The sequence below is a fragment of the Aquitalea aquatilis genome, assembly GCF_005155025.1.
Taxonomy (GTDB): Bacteria; Pseudomonadota; Gammaproteobacteria; order Burkholderiales; family Chromobacteriaceae; genus Aquitalea; species Aquitalea aquatilis.
Genome location: NZ_CP039731.1, coordinates 1423811 through 1438994, shown reverse-complemented (window position 1 = coordinate 1438994; position 15184 = coordinate 1423811). Strand labels below are relative to the sequence as shown.

At 61.3% G+C, this 15184-nt stretch carries 13 protein-coding genes; 11 read left to right on the top strand and 2 right to left on the bottom strand.

Going from position 1 to position 15184, the window contains the following annotated elements:
• Nucleotides 1–14: 14 nt before the first annotated feature.
• Nucleotides 15–1913, bottom strand: a complete 1899-nt coding sequence (locus FAZ30_RS06570) for a propionate--CoA ligase (RefSeq protein ID WP_124645208.1) — start codon at nucleotides 1911–1913, stop codon at nucleotides 15–17.
• A gap of 306 nt (nucleotides 1914–2219) precedes the next feature.
• On the opposite strand from FAZ30_RS06570, the gene FAZ30_RS06565 reads away from it, so the two are divergent.
• The 11 genes from FAZ30_RS06565 (at nucleotide 2220) to ggt (ending at nucleotide 14630) form a co-directional block, all read left to right on the top strand.
• Nucleotides 2220–3461, top strand: a complete 1242-nt coding sequence (locus tag FAZ30_RS06565) for a PP2C family protein-serine/threonine phosphatase (RefSeq protein ID WP_124645209.1) — start codon at nucleotides 2220–2222, stop codon at nucleotides 3459–3461.
• 31 nt (nucleotides 3462–3492) lie between these two features.
• Nucleotides 3493–4053 carry a SiaB family protein kinase gene (locus FAZ30_RS06560; RefSeq protein ID WP_124645210.1) on the top strand — a complete coding sequence of 187 codons (561 nt, stop codon included), beginning with the start codon at nucleotides 3493–3495 and terminating at the stop codon, nucleotides 4051–4053.
• Between the two features lie 11 nt (nucleotides 4054–4064).
• On the top strand, nucleotides 4065–4451 hold the full coding sequence (locus FAZ30_RS06555) for a DUF1987 domain-containing protein (protein ID WP_124645211.1): 387 nt from the start codon (nucleotides 4065–4067) through the stop codon (nucleotides 4449–4451).
• Nucleotides 4452–4599: 148 nt separating this feature from the next.
• Nucleotides 4600–5859: a glutamate-5-semialdehyde dehydrogenase gene (locus FAZ30_RS06550; RefSeq protein WP_124645212.1), complete on the top strand. Its 1260-nt coding sequence runs from the start codon at nucleotides 4600–4602 to the stop codon at nucleotides 5857–5859.
• A gap of 169 nt (nucleotides 5860–6028) precedes the next feature.
• A complete protein-coding gene (locus FAZ30_RS06545; RefSeq protein WP_124645213.1) occupies nucleotides 6029–6481 on the top strand; it encodes a DUF2214 family protein in 453 nt (150 codons plus the stop codon).
• A 79-nt stretch (nucleotides 6482–6560) separates the two neighbouring features.
• Nucleotides 6561–6935 (top strand): hypothetical protein, encoded by a 375-nt coding sequence (locus FAZ30_RS06540; RefSeq protein WP_124645214.1) that lies wholly within the window; start codon nucleotides 6561–6563, stop codon nucleotides 6933–6935.
• A gap of 215 nt (nucleotides 6936–7150) precedes the next feature.
• Nucleotides 7151–7909 carry an alpha/beta fold hydrolase gene (locus FAZ30_RS06535; RefSeq protein ID WP_124645215.1) on the top strand — a complete coding sequence of 253 codons (759 nt, stop codon included), beginning with the start codon at nucleotides 7151–7153 and terminating at the stop codon, nucleotides 7907–7909.
• Between the two features lie 101 nt (nucleotides 7910–8010).
• Nucleotides 8011–9393 carry a DUF2252 domain-containing protein gene (locus FAZ30_RS06530; RefSeq protein WP_137009123.1) on the top strand — a complete coding sequence of 461 codons (1383 nt, stop codon included), beginning with the start codon at nucleotides 8011–8013 and terminating at the stop codon, nucleotides 9391–9393.
• A 157-nt stretch (nucleotides 9394–9550) separates the two neighbouring features.
• The gene (locus FAZ30_RS06525) at nucleotides 9551–11161 is read left to right on the top strand and encodes a methyl-accepting chemotaxis protein (protein ID WP_168190815.1); all 1611 of its coding nucleotides are present in this window, start codon (nucleotides 9551–9553) and stop codon (nucleotides 11159–11161) included.
• Nucleotides 11162–11373: 212 nt separating this feature from the next.
• Nucleotides 11374–12726, top strand: coding sequence for a glutamine synthetase family protein (locus FAZ30_RS06520; RefSeq protein ID WP_124645218.1), 1353 nt, complete (start codon nucleotides 11374–11376; stop codon nucleotides 12724–12726).
• 185 nt (nucleotides 12727–12911) lie between these two features.
• On the top strand, nucleotides 12912–14630 hold the full coding sequence (ggt, locus tag FAZ30_RS06515) for a gamma-glutamyltransferase (protein ID WP_137009120.1): 1719 nt from the start codon (nucleotides 12912–12914) through the stop codon (nucleotides 14628–14630).
• Between the two features lie 2 nt (nucleotides 14631–14632).
• Here the strand turns inward: ggt and FAZ30_RS06510 are convergent, their stop codons facing one another.
• Nucleotides 14633–14947 (bottom strand): hypothetical protein, encoded by a 315-nt coding sequence (locus tag FAZ30_RS06510; RefSeq protein ID WP_137009118.1) that lies wholly within the window; start codon nucleotides 14945–14947, stop codon nucleotides 14633–14635.
• Nucleotides 14948–15184 lie beyond the last annotated feature (237 nt).

Genomic DNA, 15184 nt, shown 5'->3' with positions numbered 1-15184 from the left:
CACCCACCTTCAGTTCAAGACTGTACCGCGTCGCGTACCTGCTCCAGCCCGGTCGGATCATCCAGCGTGGTCAGATCGCCCGGATCACGCCCCTCGGCCAGCGCCTGTATCGAACGGCGCAGCACCTTGCCGGAGCGGGTCTTGGGTAGCTGATTGACGAAGTAGACCCGGGCCGGATTGGCAATTGCCCCCAGCTGCGACGCCACCTTGGCTATCACTTCTTTTTCCAGCGCAGCCTTCTTTTCCGGATCCTTGAGCACCGACGGGTCACGCAGCACGGCAAACGCCTGCGGCACCTGGCCCTTCAGCGTGTCATGCACCCCCACCACCGCCACTTCGGCAATCGCCGCATGGCCGGATACGGCCTCTTCGATTTCACGGGTACCCAGACGGTGGCCGGCCACATTGATCACGTCGTCGGTGCGGCCCAGTATGGTGAAATAACCATCGGCATCGCGCACGCCCCAGTCAAACGAGGAATACACCTTGCGGTCCTGGAACAGGCTGAAATAGGTATTCACAAAGCGTTCGTCCTGCCGCCATACCGTGCTCATACAGCCTGGCGGCAAGGGCGGAATCACCGCAATCACCCCCTTCTCGCCCACCGCGACTTCTTCGCCAGTCGTCTCGTTCAGCAGCTTGACGTTATAGCCATACACCGGCAGGCCGGGGCTGCCCAGCTTGGTGGGCAGCGGCTGCACGCCATTGCACACGGTCAGCATCGGCCAGCCGGTTTCGGTCTGCCAGTAGTTGTCCAGCACCGGAATCTTCAGCTCGCCGGAAATCCACTCCGCCGTCGGCTCGTCCAGCGGCTCGCCGGCCAGGAACAAGGCGCGCAGGCTGGACAGATCATATTTGTGCAGCCATTCCGGGTCCTGCTTTTTCAGCACGCGCAAGGCGGTGGGGGCGGAGAACATCACCGTAGCGCGGTATTTCTCCACCAGTTGCCACCAGATGCCCGGATCAGGACGGATGGGCAAGCCTTCGTACACCAGCGTGGCCATGCCGCTGATCAGCGGGGCATAGACGATGTAGGAGTGGCCCACCACCCAGCCGATATCCGAGGTGGAAAAATAGGTTTCGCCCGGCTTGCCGCCATAGATGTATTCCATGGTGGAGGCCAGCGCCACGGCATAGCCACCGGTATCGCGCTGCACGCCCTTGGGCTTGCCGGTGGTGCCCGAGGTATACAGGATGTAGCTGGGATGATTGGACTCCACCCACTCCACCTCGGCACGGTCATCCAGATGCTGCTGGCGCAAGGTGGCGTAATCCAGATCGCGTCCCGGCTTCATCATCGGTGCTTCGGCCAGCCCGCGATTGACCAGGATCACCTTGTCCGCTGCCGCAGAGCCAGCCAGCTCCATCGCTTCGTCCACCAGCGGCTTGTAGGCAATCACCTTTCCGCCACGCATGCCGGCATCGGCGGTGATCAGCAGCTTGGGCGCGGCATCTTCGATACGGGTGGCCAGGCTGGCCGAGGCAAACCCGCCAAACACCACCGAATGGATGGCACCCAGCCGCACCGTGGCCAGCATGGCAAAGATGGCCTCCGGAATCATCGGCATGTAAATCAATACCCGGTCACCCTTGCCCACACCCTGCGCCTGCATGATGGCGGCAAAGCGGCTGACTTCTTCGTACAGCTGCTGGTAGCTGTAGCTTTCTTCAGCACCGGTTTCACTGGACACATAAATCAGCGCAGCCTGCTCGGCACGCTCGGCCAGATGGCGGTCTACCGCGTTGTAACAGAGATTGGTCTCGCCACCGGCAAACCATTGGCGAAAGGGTGGGTTGTCGTACTGCAGGACCTGGGTATAGGGCTTGTGCCAGTGAATGCGCGCGGCCTCGGCACCCCAGAATGCTTCTGGCTGCTCGATGGAACGGCGATGGAATTCTTGATAGTCGCTCATGCAGTCTCCCGAGGATGGTAGCTAGATCTTTGTTTTATTTATCAACCAAGCGGTTGCTAGACAAGCAAAATAAGCCCTTTATGCCACAGGGTCAAGCAGCATCACCATCTCGGGCAGGCCTGCCAGGACTGCCGTCGGCACGAAACAACAGGCGACAGATCTGCCAGTCAATATTCATTCAATAATCAAAAACACTAATAAATAACGTTTGTTTTAATTAGCAATAAAGCAAAGTTCATCTGGCAGTAACTGAATCATCATCCGGCAAAACTAGACTGCGGCCACGTCAATTCCGCCGAGAACATCATGCCGCTAGACAGCACACCCCACGCCGCTCGCTCGCAATCCATGGCGGGACATCTGCTGCAAACGCCACCCACCGTCAGCCCCCACGACAACAACTACCACGTGCTGGAACTGTTCACCCAGGACGAGGGGCTGAGCAATATCCCGGTGGTGGAGCAGCAACGCGCCATCGGCATCATCAACCGCAATACCTTCATGAGCACGCTGGCCCGGCCCTTCCACCGCGAAATCTTTGGCCGCAAGCCCTGCACCGCCTTCATGAATGCCAGCCCGCTGATCGTCGACTATCTGACACCGATTACCGAGCTGTCCTTCATGGCGCTGGAAGCGGACAAGAAAGTGCTGTCGGACGGTTTCATCATCAATCTGGACAATGCCTATGCCGGCATGGGGCTAGGCGTGTCGCTGATGCAGGCACTGGCCGACCAGCAGGCGGAGAAGCACCGCCAGATGATGGAGAGCATCAACTACGCCAGCGTGATCCAGCAGTCCTTCCTGCAAAGTTCGCGCCGCGACATGGCCAGTGCACTGGATGATTACTTCATGGTGTGGGCACCGCGCGACATCGTCGGTGGCGACTACTACTACTTTGTCAAACGGCCGGACGGCTTCTTTGTCGCCGTCATCGACTGCACCGGCCACGGCGTGCCGGGGGCCTTCATGACCCTGATCATGGCCTCCACGCTGAAACAGGTTTTGAGCAGCCACGACCTGCACAACCCGGCTGCGCTACTGCGCGCCATCAACCAGCAGGTCAAGCAGTCGCTGGGCCAGCTCACCCCGGAAGAGGCCGGCCTCGCCGACCACCCGGAGCTGAACTCCGACGACGGCATGGACGGTGCCTTCTGCTGGTTCGACTACGCCAGCCGCACCCTCACCTATGCCTCGGCCAAAACGCCGCTGTTCGTACTGGAGCCGGGTGCGGACGAAGTCCACACCCTGGATGCCAACAAAAAGGGCGTGGGCTATGTCGGCACACCGCTGGACTACCAGTGGGACAACCACGCCGTGCAGCTGCCGCCGGGCAGCCGCCTGTATATCAGCACCGACGGCATCATCGACCAGATCGGCGGCCCCAAGCGCATCTGCTTTGGCAAAAAGCGCCTGAAAGAAAACATCCTCAAGCACGCTGACAAGCCGATGCAACAACAGCAGAAACAGCTGATCGACGCCTTCCTCAAATGGCAGGGCGACAACAGCCGCCGCGACGATGTCAGCCTGTTTGGCGTACACCTGCTCTGACCCAGCCCCACCCCATTAAGAAAGCACGCGCATGAGCCTGACCGATTTCCACCGCTTCAAGGAACTGGCCCGCCAGGAAAACGTAGTGTTCTATTACACCGGCTACTTCTCGCAAAGCATCGTCACCGCCATGGGCGACTCGCTGCGCCTGCGCCTGTCCAGCCTGGACGCCAGCCAGACCGCCCGCCGCAAGCTGTTTTCCGTGTTCGTGGAAATGGCGCAGAACGTGGTGCATTACTCGGCCGATCACCTGACCGCCACCGACGACTCTGACCACGAAATCCGCATGGGTTCGCTGTGGGTGGGTGAAGCCGACGGCCACTACTACGTGGTGTGCGCCAACCCCATCAGCCCCACCGGGGCCAGCCACATCCGCGCCAAGCTGGAACCGCTGCGCACCATGACCAACGACGAAATCAAGGCCCTGTACAAGGAAAAGCTGCGCGCCGAAGGCGAAGCCGGCAGCAAGGGTGCCGGCCTGGGTTTCCTCACCGTCGCCCGCGACTCCAGCAACCCCATCGAGTTTGATTTTGTCGATGAGGCCGGCGCATCCGGCCCCTTCACCACCTTCTATCTCAAAGCCACCATTTAAAGCACCGAGCCATGTCAAACCTGTATATCGCCCCGACTTCGTCCACGCCGGAAGTGAACTTCCAGTTCGACCAGCACCAGCTCAGCCTGCGCGGAGAAAGCTACCCGGAAAACGCCCAAGCCTTTTTCGGCCCCATCATGCAGGCGGTGCAAAACTACCTGCCCAGCCTGCAATCCACCCAGATCACCGTGGACATCCAGCTGGCCTACTTCAACAGCTCCAGCACCAAGGTACTGCTGGAGCTGTTCAGCCTGTTCAACGATGCAGCGGTAGCCGGCAACTACGTCACGCTCAACTGGCATTACATCGAAGATGACGAAACCATCCTCGAATTCGGCCAGGAAGTGGCCGACGATTTCATGGCGCTGGACTTCCATCCTTGCGCCATGGTGGGTTAGGGCCTGCGCCGCAGAAAACATAGTGTTAACAGGCCCTAGTTCGGCCACGCTGTCTGACAATATCCACTTGCTTGTCGCTGGCTGAGCCGGGCAGTTTTGCGGTAATCTGGCTCACTACCCGAACAGTGATCAGCATCAGGACATTGCCATGAATGTGAAGGACTACATGCAGCGCGTCGGCCAGGCGGCGCGCAAAGCCAGCCGCGCGATTGCCAAGGCCGACACCCGCCAGAAAAACCAGGCACTCAGCGCCATGGCTGACGCCATCCTGCGCGACAGTGCCAAACTGCTGGCGGCCAACCAGCAAGACCTGGATGCCGCGCGCGCCGCCGGGCTGGATGCGGCCTTCATCGACCGCCTGGCCTTGTCCGAGGCCACGGTGGCCGGCATGGCCGAAGGCCTGCGCCAGATCGCCACCCTGCCCGACCCGGTGGGCGAAATGGACGACTTCTGCTATCGCCCGTCCGGCATCCAACTGGGCAAGATGCGCGTGCCGCTGGGCGTGGTGGGCATCATTTACGAAGCCCGCCCCAACGTCACCGCCGATGCCGCCGGCCTGTGCCTGAAATCCGGCAACGCCACCATCCTGCGTGGCGGCTCGGAAGCCTTCCACAGCAATCAGGCCATTGCCGCCTGCGTGCATGAAGGCTTGCGCCTGGCCGGCCTGCCTGCCGAAGTGGTGCAAGTGGTGGAAACCACCGACCGCGCCGCCGTGGGCGAACTGATCACCATGCAGGAGTTCGTCGATGTCATCGTGCCGCGTGGCGGCAAGAGCCTGATCGCCCGCATCAGCGCCGAAGCGCGCGTGCCGGTGATCAAGCATCTGGACGGCAACTGTCATGTCTATATCGACGACACGGCCAATCCGGAAAAAGCCTTCAATATCGCCATCAACGCCAAAACCCAGCGCTACGCACCGTGCAACACCATGGAAACCCTGCTGGTGCACACGGCCTTTGCCGAATTCATCCTGCCACGCCTGGCCGAGGCCTATTGGGAAAAGGGTGTAGAGCTGCGCGGCTGTGAGCGCACCCGGGTGATTCTGGGCGAGCAGATCGTACCGGCCACCCAGGACGACTGGTATACCGAATACTCCGCCCCGATTCTGGCCATCAAGGTGGTGAAGGATCTGGACGAAGCCATCGAGCACATCAACCACTATGGCAGCCATCACACGGATGCCATCATCAGCGAAGATTACGGCCGGGCACGCCGTTTCCTGCGCGAGGTGGACTCTTCCAGCGTGATGGTGAATGCCAGCACCCGCTTTGCCGATGGCTTCGAATATGGCCTGGGCGCGGAAATCGGCATCTCCACCGACAAGATCCACGCCCGTGGCCCGGTAGGACTGGAAGGCCTCACCAGCCAGAAATGGATCGTGCTGGGCGATGGCCAGGTACGCGGCTGAACGCTAGCCAATCCGTGATGAAACCGGCTGCGGCCGGTTTTTTTGCGCCGCTCACCCGCGTGGTAAATATCACCCCCACCGCCGCCATGACAGACAAATAGCGTTGAATGCTTGCCAGCCGCAGCCAGCTTCACTAGTGTAGTCAGACTTGGCTGGCCGGGGGGTCATCATGCTGCAATGGCTGTTTGCCACGCTTCATCTGCTGGCCCTGGGCTGCGGCCTGGGTGCGCTTGCCGCCCGCGCCCGCAATCTGGCTCCGCCACTGGATGCCCCCGCCCTGACGCGCTGCCTGCGCGCCGACAACTGGTGGCGGCTCAGCCTGCTGCTGTGGCTGTGCAGCGGTGCCGGGCTGGCTTATTACCATGCCGCCATGCTGTGGCAGCAAGGCCGGCCGGTCCCGCTGGCCATGGCCAAGCTGCTGGGCATTCTGTTGCTGCTGCTGCAGGAGTGGCGCAACCGTCCGCTGATCAGCCAGTGCCGACAAAGGCTGGAACGCGGCCGCCTGCCAGCGGACAAGCTCTGCGGGCAGCTGGCACGATACAGCCGGCGGCAATTGCTGCTGCTACTGCTGTTGCTGCTGCTGTCCAGCGCCTGGCAAACCGGCGTGTTCAATACTCCTTAACATCTGTTGCAGCAACAAGACGGAACCAGCGGGCGCGGTCAGGCCTCCATCCGCATATCACTTGCCAGAGCCAAGCCCCATGCCAACAACCTCCTCAACGCCAACCCTGCGCCAACACCTGAACAGCGTACTGCTGCTAGCCAGCCTGCTGGCCAGCCCCGCCATGGTACGCGCCGACAGCAGCCTGCAACTGCCATCCGACAACAAGCCCGCCGTCGTGGCAGATTGCCTGAAACAGGGCATCCATCAGCTGAAGATTCCCGATGACTACGTGCAGCGTGAAAGCAAGGCCGACGGCATGGAAACCATCAGGCTGCTCAATCCGGTCAGCGGCAACACCAGCCTGCAAGTCGATGTGCAGCCGGATGGCGAGCACAGCCGGCTACAGGTTGACCAAAACGGCATCCCGCTGACCCCGCCCTGGTTGCGCCTGATCAAGCGCTGCGCCAGCTGACGCACCACTGTGGATAAGTTGGCCACCGGTACCCATGCAGTGGATGAACGGGATAAATCCTGAACAAGCTGTGCATAAGACGGCCTACCGCGCCGACAATGCGTGACAATGTCCCGACAGCCGTGGCGGGTCGGCTGTGCATGCTTTTGCAAATTCCCAATCTGCTGTGGATGATGTGCATAGCCTGTGCATGAATCTGTGGATAAAACATCATCATGACAATCAACACCACACCCGCGATAGCCTGTGCCATGCAGGATTCCTCACTCCCCCGCACAACATTCACCCTGCCATTTCTCCATACCCTGCTGCACGGTGACTGCTGCACCAGCCCGGCCCCATTACGCCAGCTGATGTTGCTGCACGGTGCAGGGCAAGCCGACCGCTCCAGCTATCTGCCATTAAGACAGCATCTGCAGTCGCAGCAGATTGCCAGCAGCGCTTTTGACTTCATCGGTCACGGCGAAACCGGCGGCAGCCTGCTGGGCTCCAGCCTGCGCCAGCGGGTGGAACAGGCCCTGGCCGTGTACCGCCATTGCCATGCAGACAACAGACCAGTGGCGCTATTGGGCAGCAGCATGGGCGCTTATATCGCCCTGCGTCTGCTGGATCAGCTACCCTGCAGCCACCTGATCCTGCAAGTACCGGGCGTCTACACCGCTCAAGCATTTGATGTCCCCTTCGGCCCGGCTTTCAGCGCCATGCTGCGCCAGCCAGTCAGCTGGCTCGAGAGCGATGCCTGGCCGCGCCTGCAACAATTTCGCGGTCATGTGTTGATCGTGGCAGCAGAACAGGACGCGGTGATTCCGCGCTTGCTGGTTGAAAAACTGCATGCCAGCACCAGCCTGTGCCGCAGCAGCCAACTATTGTGGCTGCCCGGGGCGGGCCACCAGTTACCGCAACACTGGCAAGCGCAACCTGCAGCAGCCTTGCACTACCGCCAGCAACTGCTGCGCTTCCTGCAACGCGACTAACCCACACGCTGTCCGTGACAGCAAATGACACCCCATCATCAATTTTTCATGTCTGCCGGATTACACTGAGCTGAAATGTCATCTTCAGCCTGTTATCTGCCATGACCACTCCCGCACATCCGCAATATGAAAAACGCCTCGCCGCTGGCAAGGCGCGCCGTGAAAGCTGCTCGCGCACCCTGCAGGCTCAGTGCCAGTTGAGTCCGCAGCGCGACGTGGTGGCCATGCTGCACCAGACCTCGGAAGGCCGCGTGCCTTCGCTGATCCCTCTGCGCTACAGCCGCATGCAGGCTTCGCCCTTTGCCTTCTTCCGTGGCATGGCGATGATCCAGGCTGCCGATCTGGCCGCGACGCCCCATAGCGGCATCACCCTGCAAACCTGCGGCGATGCCCACCTGATGAACTACGGCTTCTTCGCCTCGCCGGAACGCCAGCTGATGTTCGACATCAACGACTTCGACGAAACGCATCAGGCACCGTGGGAATGGGACATCAAGCGGCTGGCGGTCAGCGTGGTGCTGGCTGCGCGCAATCGCGGCTTCAGCAATAGTGCAGCGCGGCAGGCGGTCTGCCAGTTGGTGGGGACCTACCGCAAGCGCATGCAGGAATATGCCCAGATGAGCCAGCTGGAGTTGTGGTACTGCAAGGTGGGTTTTGAACAATTGCTGGCGCGGGCCAACAGCGACACCATCCGCCAGCAGCTGCTGAAGCTGGCCGACAAGGCGCGCGGCCAGACCCAGGAAAAACTGCTGCCCAAGATGGCGGTACTGGAAGATGGCAGCCTGCGCCTGCGCGACAACCCACCAGTCATCTTCCACATGCAACAGCAAGACCAGGTCTGGGGCAATGACGAGCACTGGCTGGGCGATGGCAGCTCACACGACTTGCTGCACACCATGCTGGCCGAGTACAGCGCCACGCTGAAAGAAGACCGCCGCACCCTGCTCAGCCGTTTCCGGCTGGTAGATGCCGCCTTCAAGGTGGTAGGGGTGGGCAGCGTCGGCACCCGTTGCCTGGTGATGCTGCTGCAGGACGAATACGACCAGCCGCTGTTCCTGCAATTGAAAGAAGCGCGCAGCTCGGTGCTGGAGCCTTACACCCAGCAATGCGTGCACGGCCATCAGGGCAAGCGCGTGGTATTTGGCCAGCGCCTGATGCAGGCAGCCAGTGATCTGTTCCTGGGCTGGACTACCGGGCCGGGCGACCGTCATTTCTATGTGCGCCAGCTGCGCGACATGAAGGCGGCACCGGCGCTGGAATCATTCGATTCAGCGGAAAGCCTGGCAGCATTTGGCCAGGCCTGCGCCTGGGCACTGGCACGTGCGCATGCCAAATCCGGCGGCCGTGCCGCTGAAATGGCCGGCTATATCGGCCAGTCGGACAAATTCGACCAGGCCATTGCCAGCTATGCCATGTGTTATGCCGATCAGGTGGAACTGGATTTCACAGTTTTTACTGCCGCTTTGGCAGAGCAAAGACTATAAACAGCTAATCCATACCGATACGCCAACAACTAGGGGTTTTCAGCAGTTATTTCTGCTGAGCCCAGCGTTTAGTATTAACAATACCCCGGTATATTTGCTGCGGCAGTTTACAGACCATGCCATTTTAAAAATTATCTCCACCCAAGGGGACAGCATCGTGCGCGTCAATACCCGCCTGCTCATCATCATTGCTGCCAGCCTGATCGCGCTGATCACGCTGGCAGCCACCTCGCTATACATCACCCGCAGTACGCTGCAGAGCGAAAAGCACGAACAGATCACCCTGTTGCTGCGCATGGCGGAGAACACACTCGATTATTACGCCAAGCAGGAAGCCAGCGGCAAACTGAGCCGGCAGCAGGCGCAGGATATGGCGCGCAAGACGCTGAAGGCGCTGAAGGTGAATGACATCTACTTCTTTGCCCGTGACAGCGACAACCGGCTGGTACTGCACCCCAAGGCAGAGCGTGAAGGCAAGGTGGACATGGGCAGCACCGTGCCCGATGGCCGAACCACGGTAGCCGTCTACAACGAAGCACTGCAAAAGGACCATTACGGCATCGTCACCATCCAGACTTCGCGCGGGGCGGACAAAGAGCAATTACCCAAGCTGAACGGCGTGGTGCGCTTCGACCCCTGGGGCTGGACGGTGGGCACCGGCTTTTTCATCGATGACATCGACGCCCTGTTCTGGCGTCAAGGCACCATCCTGTTGATTCTCAGCGGGGTTTCGGTGCTGGCCCTCATCGTGCTGGGCAGTGCCATGTCGCGCAGTATCATCCGTTCACTGGGCGGTGAACCCGGCTACGCCGCGCAAGTAGTACGCCAGATTGCCCAGGGCGACCTCACCGAGCAGATCAAGGTTAACGGCCCGCCGCAGAGCCTGCTGGCCGCCATGCACGAAATGCAGCAGAAACTGCGCGAGATGATCAACCAGATCCGCCAGTCCACCGACGATATCGGCCACGCCGGCCAGCAGCTGTCCGCCCAGATGAACAAGGTGGACGAGGTGTCCGGCATTGCCAGCAACTCCACGGCCTCGGCAGCCGCCTCCATCGAGCAGCTGTCGGTCAGTATCGACCACGTCAAGGATAATGCCGGCGGCTCGGAAGAAGGAGCCCGCCGTTCCAGCCAGCTGGCACGCGAAGGTGAGCTGGTGGCCAAGGAAGCGGCCAGCGGCATCGAATCCATCGCCAGCCAGGTGGGAGATGTCAGCGACCTGGTCGGCAGCCTGGCCGAACGTACCCGTAACATCAGCGGCATTGCCGAAACCATTCGCGACATCGCCAACCAGACCAATCTGCTGGCGCTCAATGCCGCCATCGAGGCCGCCCGCGCCGGTGAAATGGGCCGTGGCTTTGCCGTGGTGGCCGACGAAGTACGCAAGCTGGCCGAGCGTACCGCTACCGCCACCGACGAAATCACCAGCATCGTCCAGGCCGTGGTGGATGAAACCGGCACCGTGGCCGGACGCATGCAGGAAATCCGTCCGGCCGTGCAGCTGGGTGTGGGCAAGGCCAATCAGGCCGCCCAGACCCTGGATACCATCAGCCGCCAGGCACACAGCGCACTGGAAAGCCTGCACTCCGTGGTGAGTGCCATGACCGAGCAAAGCCAGGCCGGTGCCAATATCGCGGTCAGCGTGGAGCAGGTGGCTGGCGTGGTGGAAGAAACCCAGAGTTCGGTCAAGCAGGCAGTCGATGCCATGCAGAATATCGACCAGCACGCCCGCCAGCTGCACCAGTCGGTATCACGCTTCCGGCTGTAAGCGCGCTTTTCTCACTTGTGATCAAACCGGCCCTGGCTGCAACAGGGCCGGTTTTTTCATGTGCCATGACTAGCCGAAGCGACATCACGCTTGCCCTCCCCCCTGCCGGTGGCATAATGCCCTCAGGGCACAGCCCGCAAAATCAAAAAAATGCAGTACCGACAGACAGGCAGATAGATGAAACAATCGAGAACACTCCAGGGGAGACCTGCATGTCCCAACACTCCATCGCGGCTGCTCAAGCCGAATGGTTGATTCAGCAAAACGTCCGCGACGTTGAGCTGGCCTTTGCTGATGTCAGCGGCTTTGCCCGTGGCAAAACCCTGCCTGCCAAGGCTTTGATCAAAGGCCAGGAATTACGTATTGCCCGTGCCGTCGCCATCCAGACCTGCGTGGGCGAATTTCCCGACTACCGCTTTTATGGCGAAAACGACCCCGATGTCGTGCTGCGCCCGGACTTCGCCACGCTGCGCCCGGTGCCGTGGGCCAAGACCCCGCGCGCCATGGTGGTGTGTGACAACATCGACCACGATGGCAGCCTGTCGCCGCTGGCACCGCGCTCGGCGCTGAAGAACATTCTGGCGCGCTATCAGGCACGGGGCTGGACCCCGGTGGTGGCACCGGAGCTGGAGTTCTACATCTTCGATGCCCACGCCAATCCGGACCAAGCCTTCCAGGCACCGGCCCTGCGTACCGGCCGCCGCGAAACCGGCTTCGATGCCTTCAGCTTTTCCACGCTGAACGATCTGGAAGGCTTCTTCGACGACCTGTACCGCGCCTGCGAGCAACTGGGCATCCAGACCGATACCTATGTGCACGAAATGGGCCCCAGCCAGTTCGAGATCAACCTCAAGCATGGCAATGCGCTGGAGCTGGCCGACCAGACCTTCCTGTTCAAGTACGCGCTGAAGGAAATCGGCTACCAGCACGGCCTGACCGTGGTGTGCATGGCCAAGCCGCTGCCCGGTCAGCCGGGTAGTTCGATGCACTTGCACCAGAGCGTGGTGGATGGCCAGGGCAATAATGTGTTCAGCCAGGCCAATGGTGAAGCCAGCGCCGAATTCTTCCATTACATCGGCGGCCTGCAACAGTATCTGCCACACCTGATGCCGCTGTTCTGCCCCAGCCCCAACTCCTTCCGCCGCTTCGTCAAGGGTCTGGCTGCACCGGTGAATGTGAGCTGGGGAGTGGACAACCGCTCGGTCGGCATCCGCGTGCCGGTATCCGGCCCGGAAGCCCGTCGCGTGGAAAACCGCCTGCCCGGCTGCGATGCCAATGCCTACCTGTCGCTGGCCGCCAGCCTGGGCGCAGGCCTGCTCGGCGTGGAAGAAAAGCTCAGCCCGAGCGAGCCGGCTGTTGGCAATGTCTTCAACAATGCCGATGCCGCCACCCTGCCCAATACCCTGGATGCCGCCTGCGCCCTGATGGCCGCCCATGACACGGCAGAACGCCTGTTCGGCAGCGAATTCAGTGCAGCCTATCTGGCGGTAAAGGACGTGGAACTCAGCCATTTCCACAACCAGATCACGCCATGGGAGCGCCAGTACCTGGCCACCCTGTCCTGAATTTGCCAACCCGGCAATGACAACGGCCTGGCACATTAACGTGCCAGGCCGTTTTTCATGGCTGACCGCGCTGAATTGACCCTCACCCAGCCCTGCCGCAACATTGCCCATATGCTTGCACACTGCCCGCCCCCTTCGGCGGCAGCCACGGCTCACCCATCCCATCGCAACCGAGGTTTATCTTCATGCTGTTACGCAGTCTGCTGCTCTTGCTGTGCGCCCTGCCCGCTCTGGCGGAAACCGCTGCGCCGGAGGCTGCCAGCGGCTTTAGCCCCCGCCCCGCAGTCAGTGCGCGCAACAGCATGGTATCGACCGCCAACCCGTATGCCAGCAAGGCTGCACTGGACATCCTGCAGCGTGGTGGCAGCGCCATCGATGCCGCCATCGCCGCCCAGCTGGTGCTGGGCCTGACCGAGCCGCAATCGTCCGGCATCGGCGGTGGGGCATTCATGCTGTATTACGATGGCCACCAGCTCACCAGCTTTGACGGCCGGGAAACCGCCCCGGCCACGGCAGATGGCAAGCTTTTCCTGCAAGCACAAGGCCAGCCGATGGACTTCTATCAGGCTGTCGTGGGTGGGCGCTCGGTTGGTGTTCCCGGCGTACTGGCCATGCTGAAGCTGGCACACCAGCATGGTGGCCATCTGCCGTGGGCCAGCCTGTTCCAGCCCGCCATCCAGCTGGCGCAGCAGGGCTTTGCCATTTCGCCACGGCTGTACAGCCTGCTCGCCTCCGACCGGTTTCTGCAGCAGGACGAGGCGGCCCGCCGCTATTTCTATCAGCCCGATGGCCAGCCCAAAGCCATGGGCAGCCTGCTGAAAAACCCCGACTATGCCGCGACGCTGGAGCAGATTGCCCGCCGTGGCCCGCGTGCCTTTTACGAGGGTGACATCGCCACGGCCATCATCGCCAAGGTGAATCAGCATCCGCGTAACCCAGGCCGCATGCTGCCAGCGGATCTGGCCGCCTACCAGGCCATCGAACGCAAACCGCTGTGCGGTCCCTATCACAGCTGGCAGGTTTGCGGCATGGATGCCCCCAGTTCAGGCGGCGTCGCCGTCCTGCAAATGCTGGGCATGCTACAGCGCTTCCCGCTGGCAGACATGTCGCCCACCGCCGGCTCCACCATTCACCTGTTCGCGGAAGCGGGCAAGCTGGCCTTTGCCGACCGCAACCGCTATCTGGCTGACCCGGCTTTTGCCAACGTGCCCAGCGCGGCCCTGGTTGCCACCGATTATCTACAGCAGCGCAGCCGCTTGATCCAGCCAGAGCGCAGCATGGGTGCGGTCAGCGCGGGCGAGCCATCCGGTGTCAAACTGTCGGCGTATGGCAGGGATAGCGCACCTGAGCTGCCCAGCACCTCGCACCTCAATGTAGTGGACCGGCAAGGGCGGGTGGTCAGCATGACCAGCTCGATTGAAGACCAGTTTGGCAGCCGCATGCTGGTCAAGGGCTTTTTGCTGAATAACCAGCTGACGGATTTTTCCTTCGCACCGGAAGACAAGGGACAGCCGGTGGCCAACCGGGTGGAAGCACGCAAACGGCCGCGCAGCAGCATGTCGCCCACCATGGTGTTCGACAGCAAGGGACAGTTCCTGCTGGCCACTGGCTCGCCCGGTGGCAGCCAGATCATCGGCTATGTTGCCCAGACACTGATCGCCCTGCTGGACTGGAAACTCGATCCGCAACAAGCGGTCAGCCTGCCGCACTACGGCAACCGCAATGGCACCACCGAGCTGGAAGCCGGGCAGGGGCTGGAAGTGCAGGGCAGCACGCTGACCGCGCTGGGCCATCAGGTGAAGACGGTGGAAATGACCAGTGGCCTGTCGGCGCTGGTCAGAACGGGTAATGGCTATATCGGCGGAGCGGATCCACGCCGCGAAGGGCTGGTGCTCGGCCGCTAGGGCTAGCGGCGGCTGGCCTGCAGACGCTGGGCCAGTTGCTCGATCGCACCATCACGGCTGATCGGCGGCATATTCTGATGCTGTTCGGCCATGATCCACTTCTCCACCACCGAACGGTCGCCACGGGCGGCCTTGAGCAGCAGGCCGAAGGCATGGCCGGTGCTGTGTTCCAGTGGCTCCAGTGGCCGGGACTGGGTATGCGCTGCGTAAATACGGCTATCGTCCACCGTCTTCTTGTTTTTGCGCTTGCCCGATTTCAGACTCCAGGCAACGATGGCGGCAATGACAAGCAAGGACAGCAAGGCAAAGATCAACATGATGTAAAACCATCCCCCTCAAGTGTGCAAAGTGGTCGACAGAATAGCGGCAGACCATGGGTTCACGCATTAAACGCGGCGCATGGTCTGTTCGAATTTGTTATAGATCAAGTGCATAACAATTAGTTCGGAGAGTCTTTCATCTGCCGCGAGTATCCTGAAATCAAACAGGGTATTCAGCCGCTTCTGTCCGCCGGGCAAGGCGTCATGCCGGCCGATAGTACCGCCATCTGACCA

Coding starts and splice junctions, on each gene's coding strand:
- FAZ30_RS06555 (WP_124645211.1), top strand. CDS start 4,065: ATGTCAAACCTGTATATCGCCCCGACTTCGTCCACGCCGGAAGTGAAC.
- ggt (WP_137009120.1), top strand. CDS start 12,912: ATGCTGTTACGCAGTCTGCTGCTCTTGCTGTGCGCCCTGCCCGCTCTG.
- FAZ30_RS06535 (WP_124645215.1), top strand. CDS start 7,151: ATGACAATCAACACCACACCCGCGATAGCCTGTGCCATGCAGGATTCC.
- FAZ30_RS06530 (WP_137009123.1), top strand. CDS start 8,011: ATGACCACTCCCGCACATCCGCAATATGAAAAACGCCTCGCCGCTGGC.
- FAZ30_RS06570 (WP_124645208.1), bottom strand. CDS start 1,913: ATGAGCGACTATCAAGAATTCCATCGCCGTTCCATCGAGCAGCCAGAA.
- FAZ30_RS06540 (WP_124645214.1), top strand. CDS start 6,561: ATGCCAACAACCTCCTCAACGCCAACCCTGCGCCAACACCTGAACAGC.
- FAZ30_RS06510 (WP_137009118.1), bottom strand. CDS start 14,947: ATGTTGATCTTTGCCTTGCTGTCCTTGCTTGTCATTGCCGCCATCGTT.
- FAZ30_RS06520 (WP_124645218.1), top strand. CDS start 11,374: ATGTCCCAACACTCCATCGCGGCTGCTCAAGCCGAATGGTTGATTCAG.
- FAZ30_RS06565 (WP_124645209.1), top strand. CDS start 2,220: ATGCCGCTAGACAGCACACCCCACGCCGCTCGCTCGCAATCCATGGCG.
- FAZ30_RS06560 (WP_124645210.1), top strand. CDS start 3,493: ATGAGCCTGACCGATTTCCACCGCTTCAAGGAACTGGCCCGCCAGGAA.
- FAZ30_RS06545 (WP_124645213.1), top strand. CDS start 6,029: ATGCTGCAATGGCTGTTTGCCACGCTTCATCTGCTGGCCCTGGGCTGC.
- FAZ30_RS06550 (WP_124645212.1), top strand. CDS start 4,600: ATGAATGTGAAGGACTACATGCAGCGCGTCGGCCAGGCGGCGCGCAAA.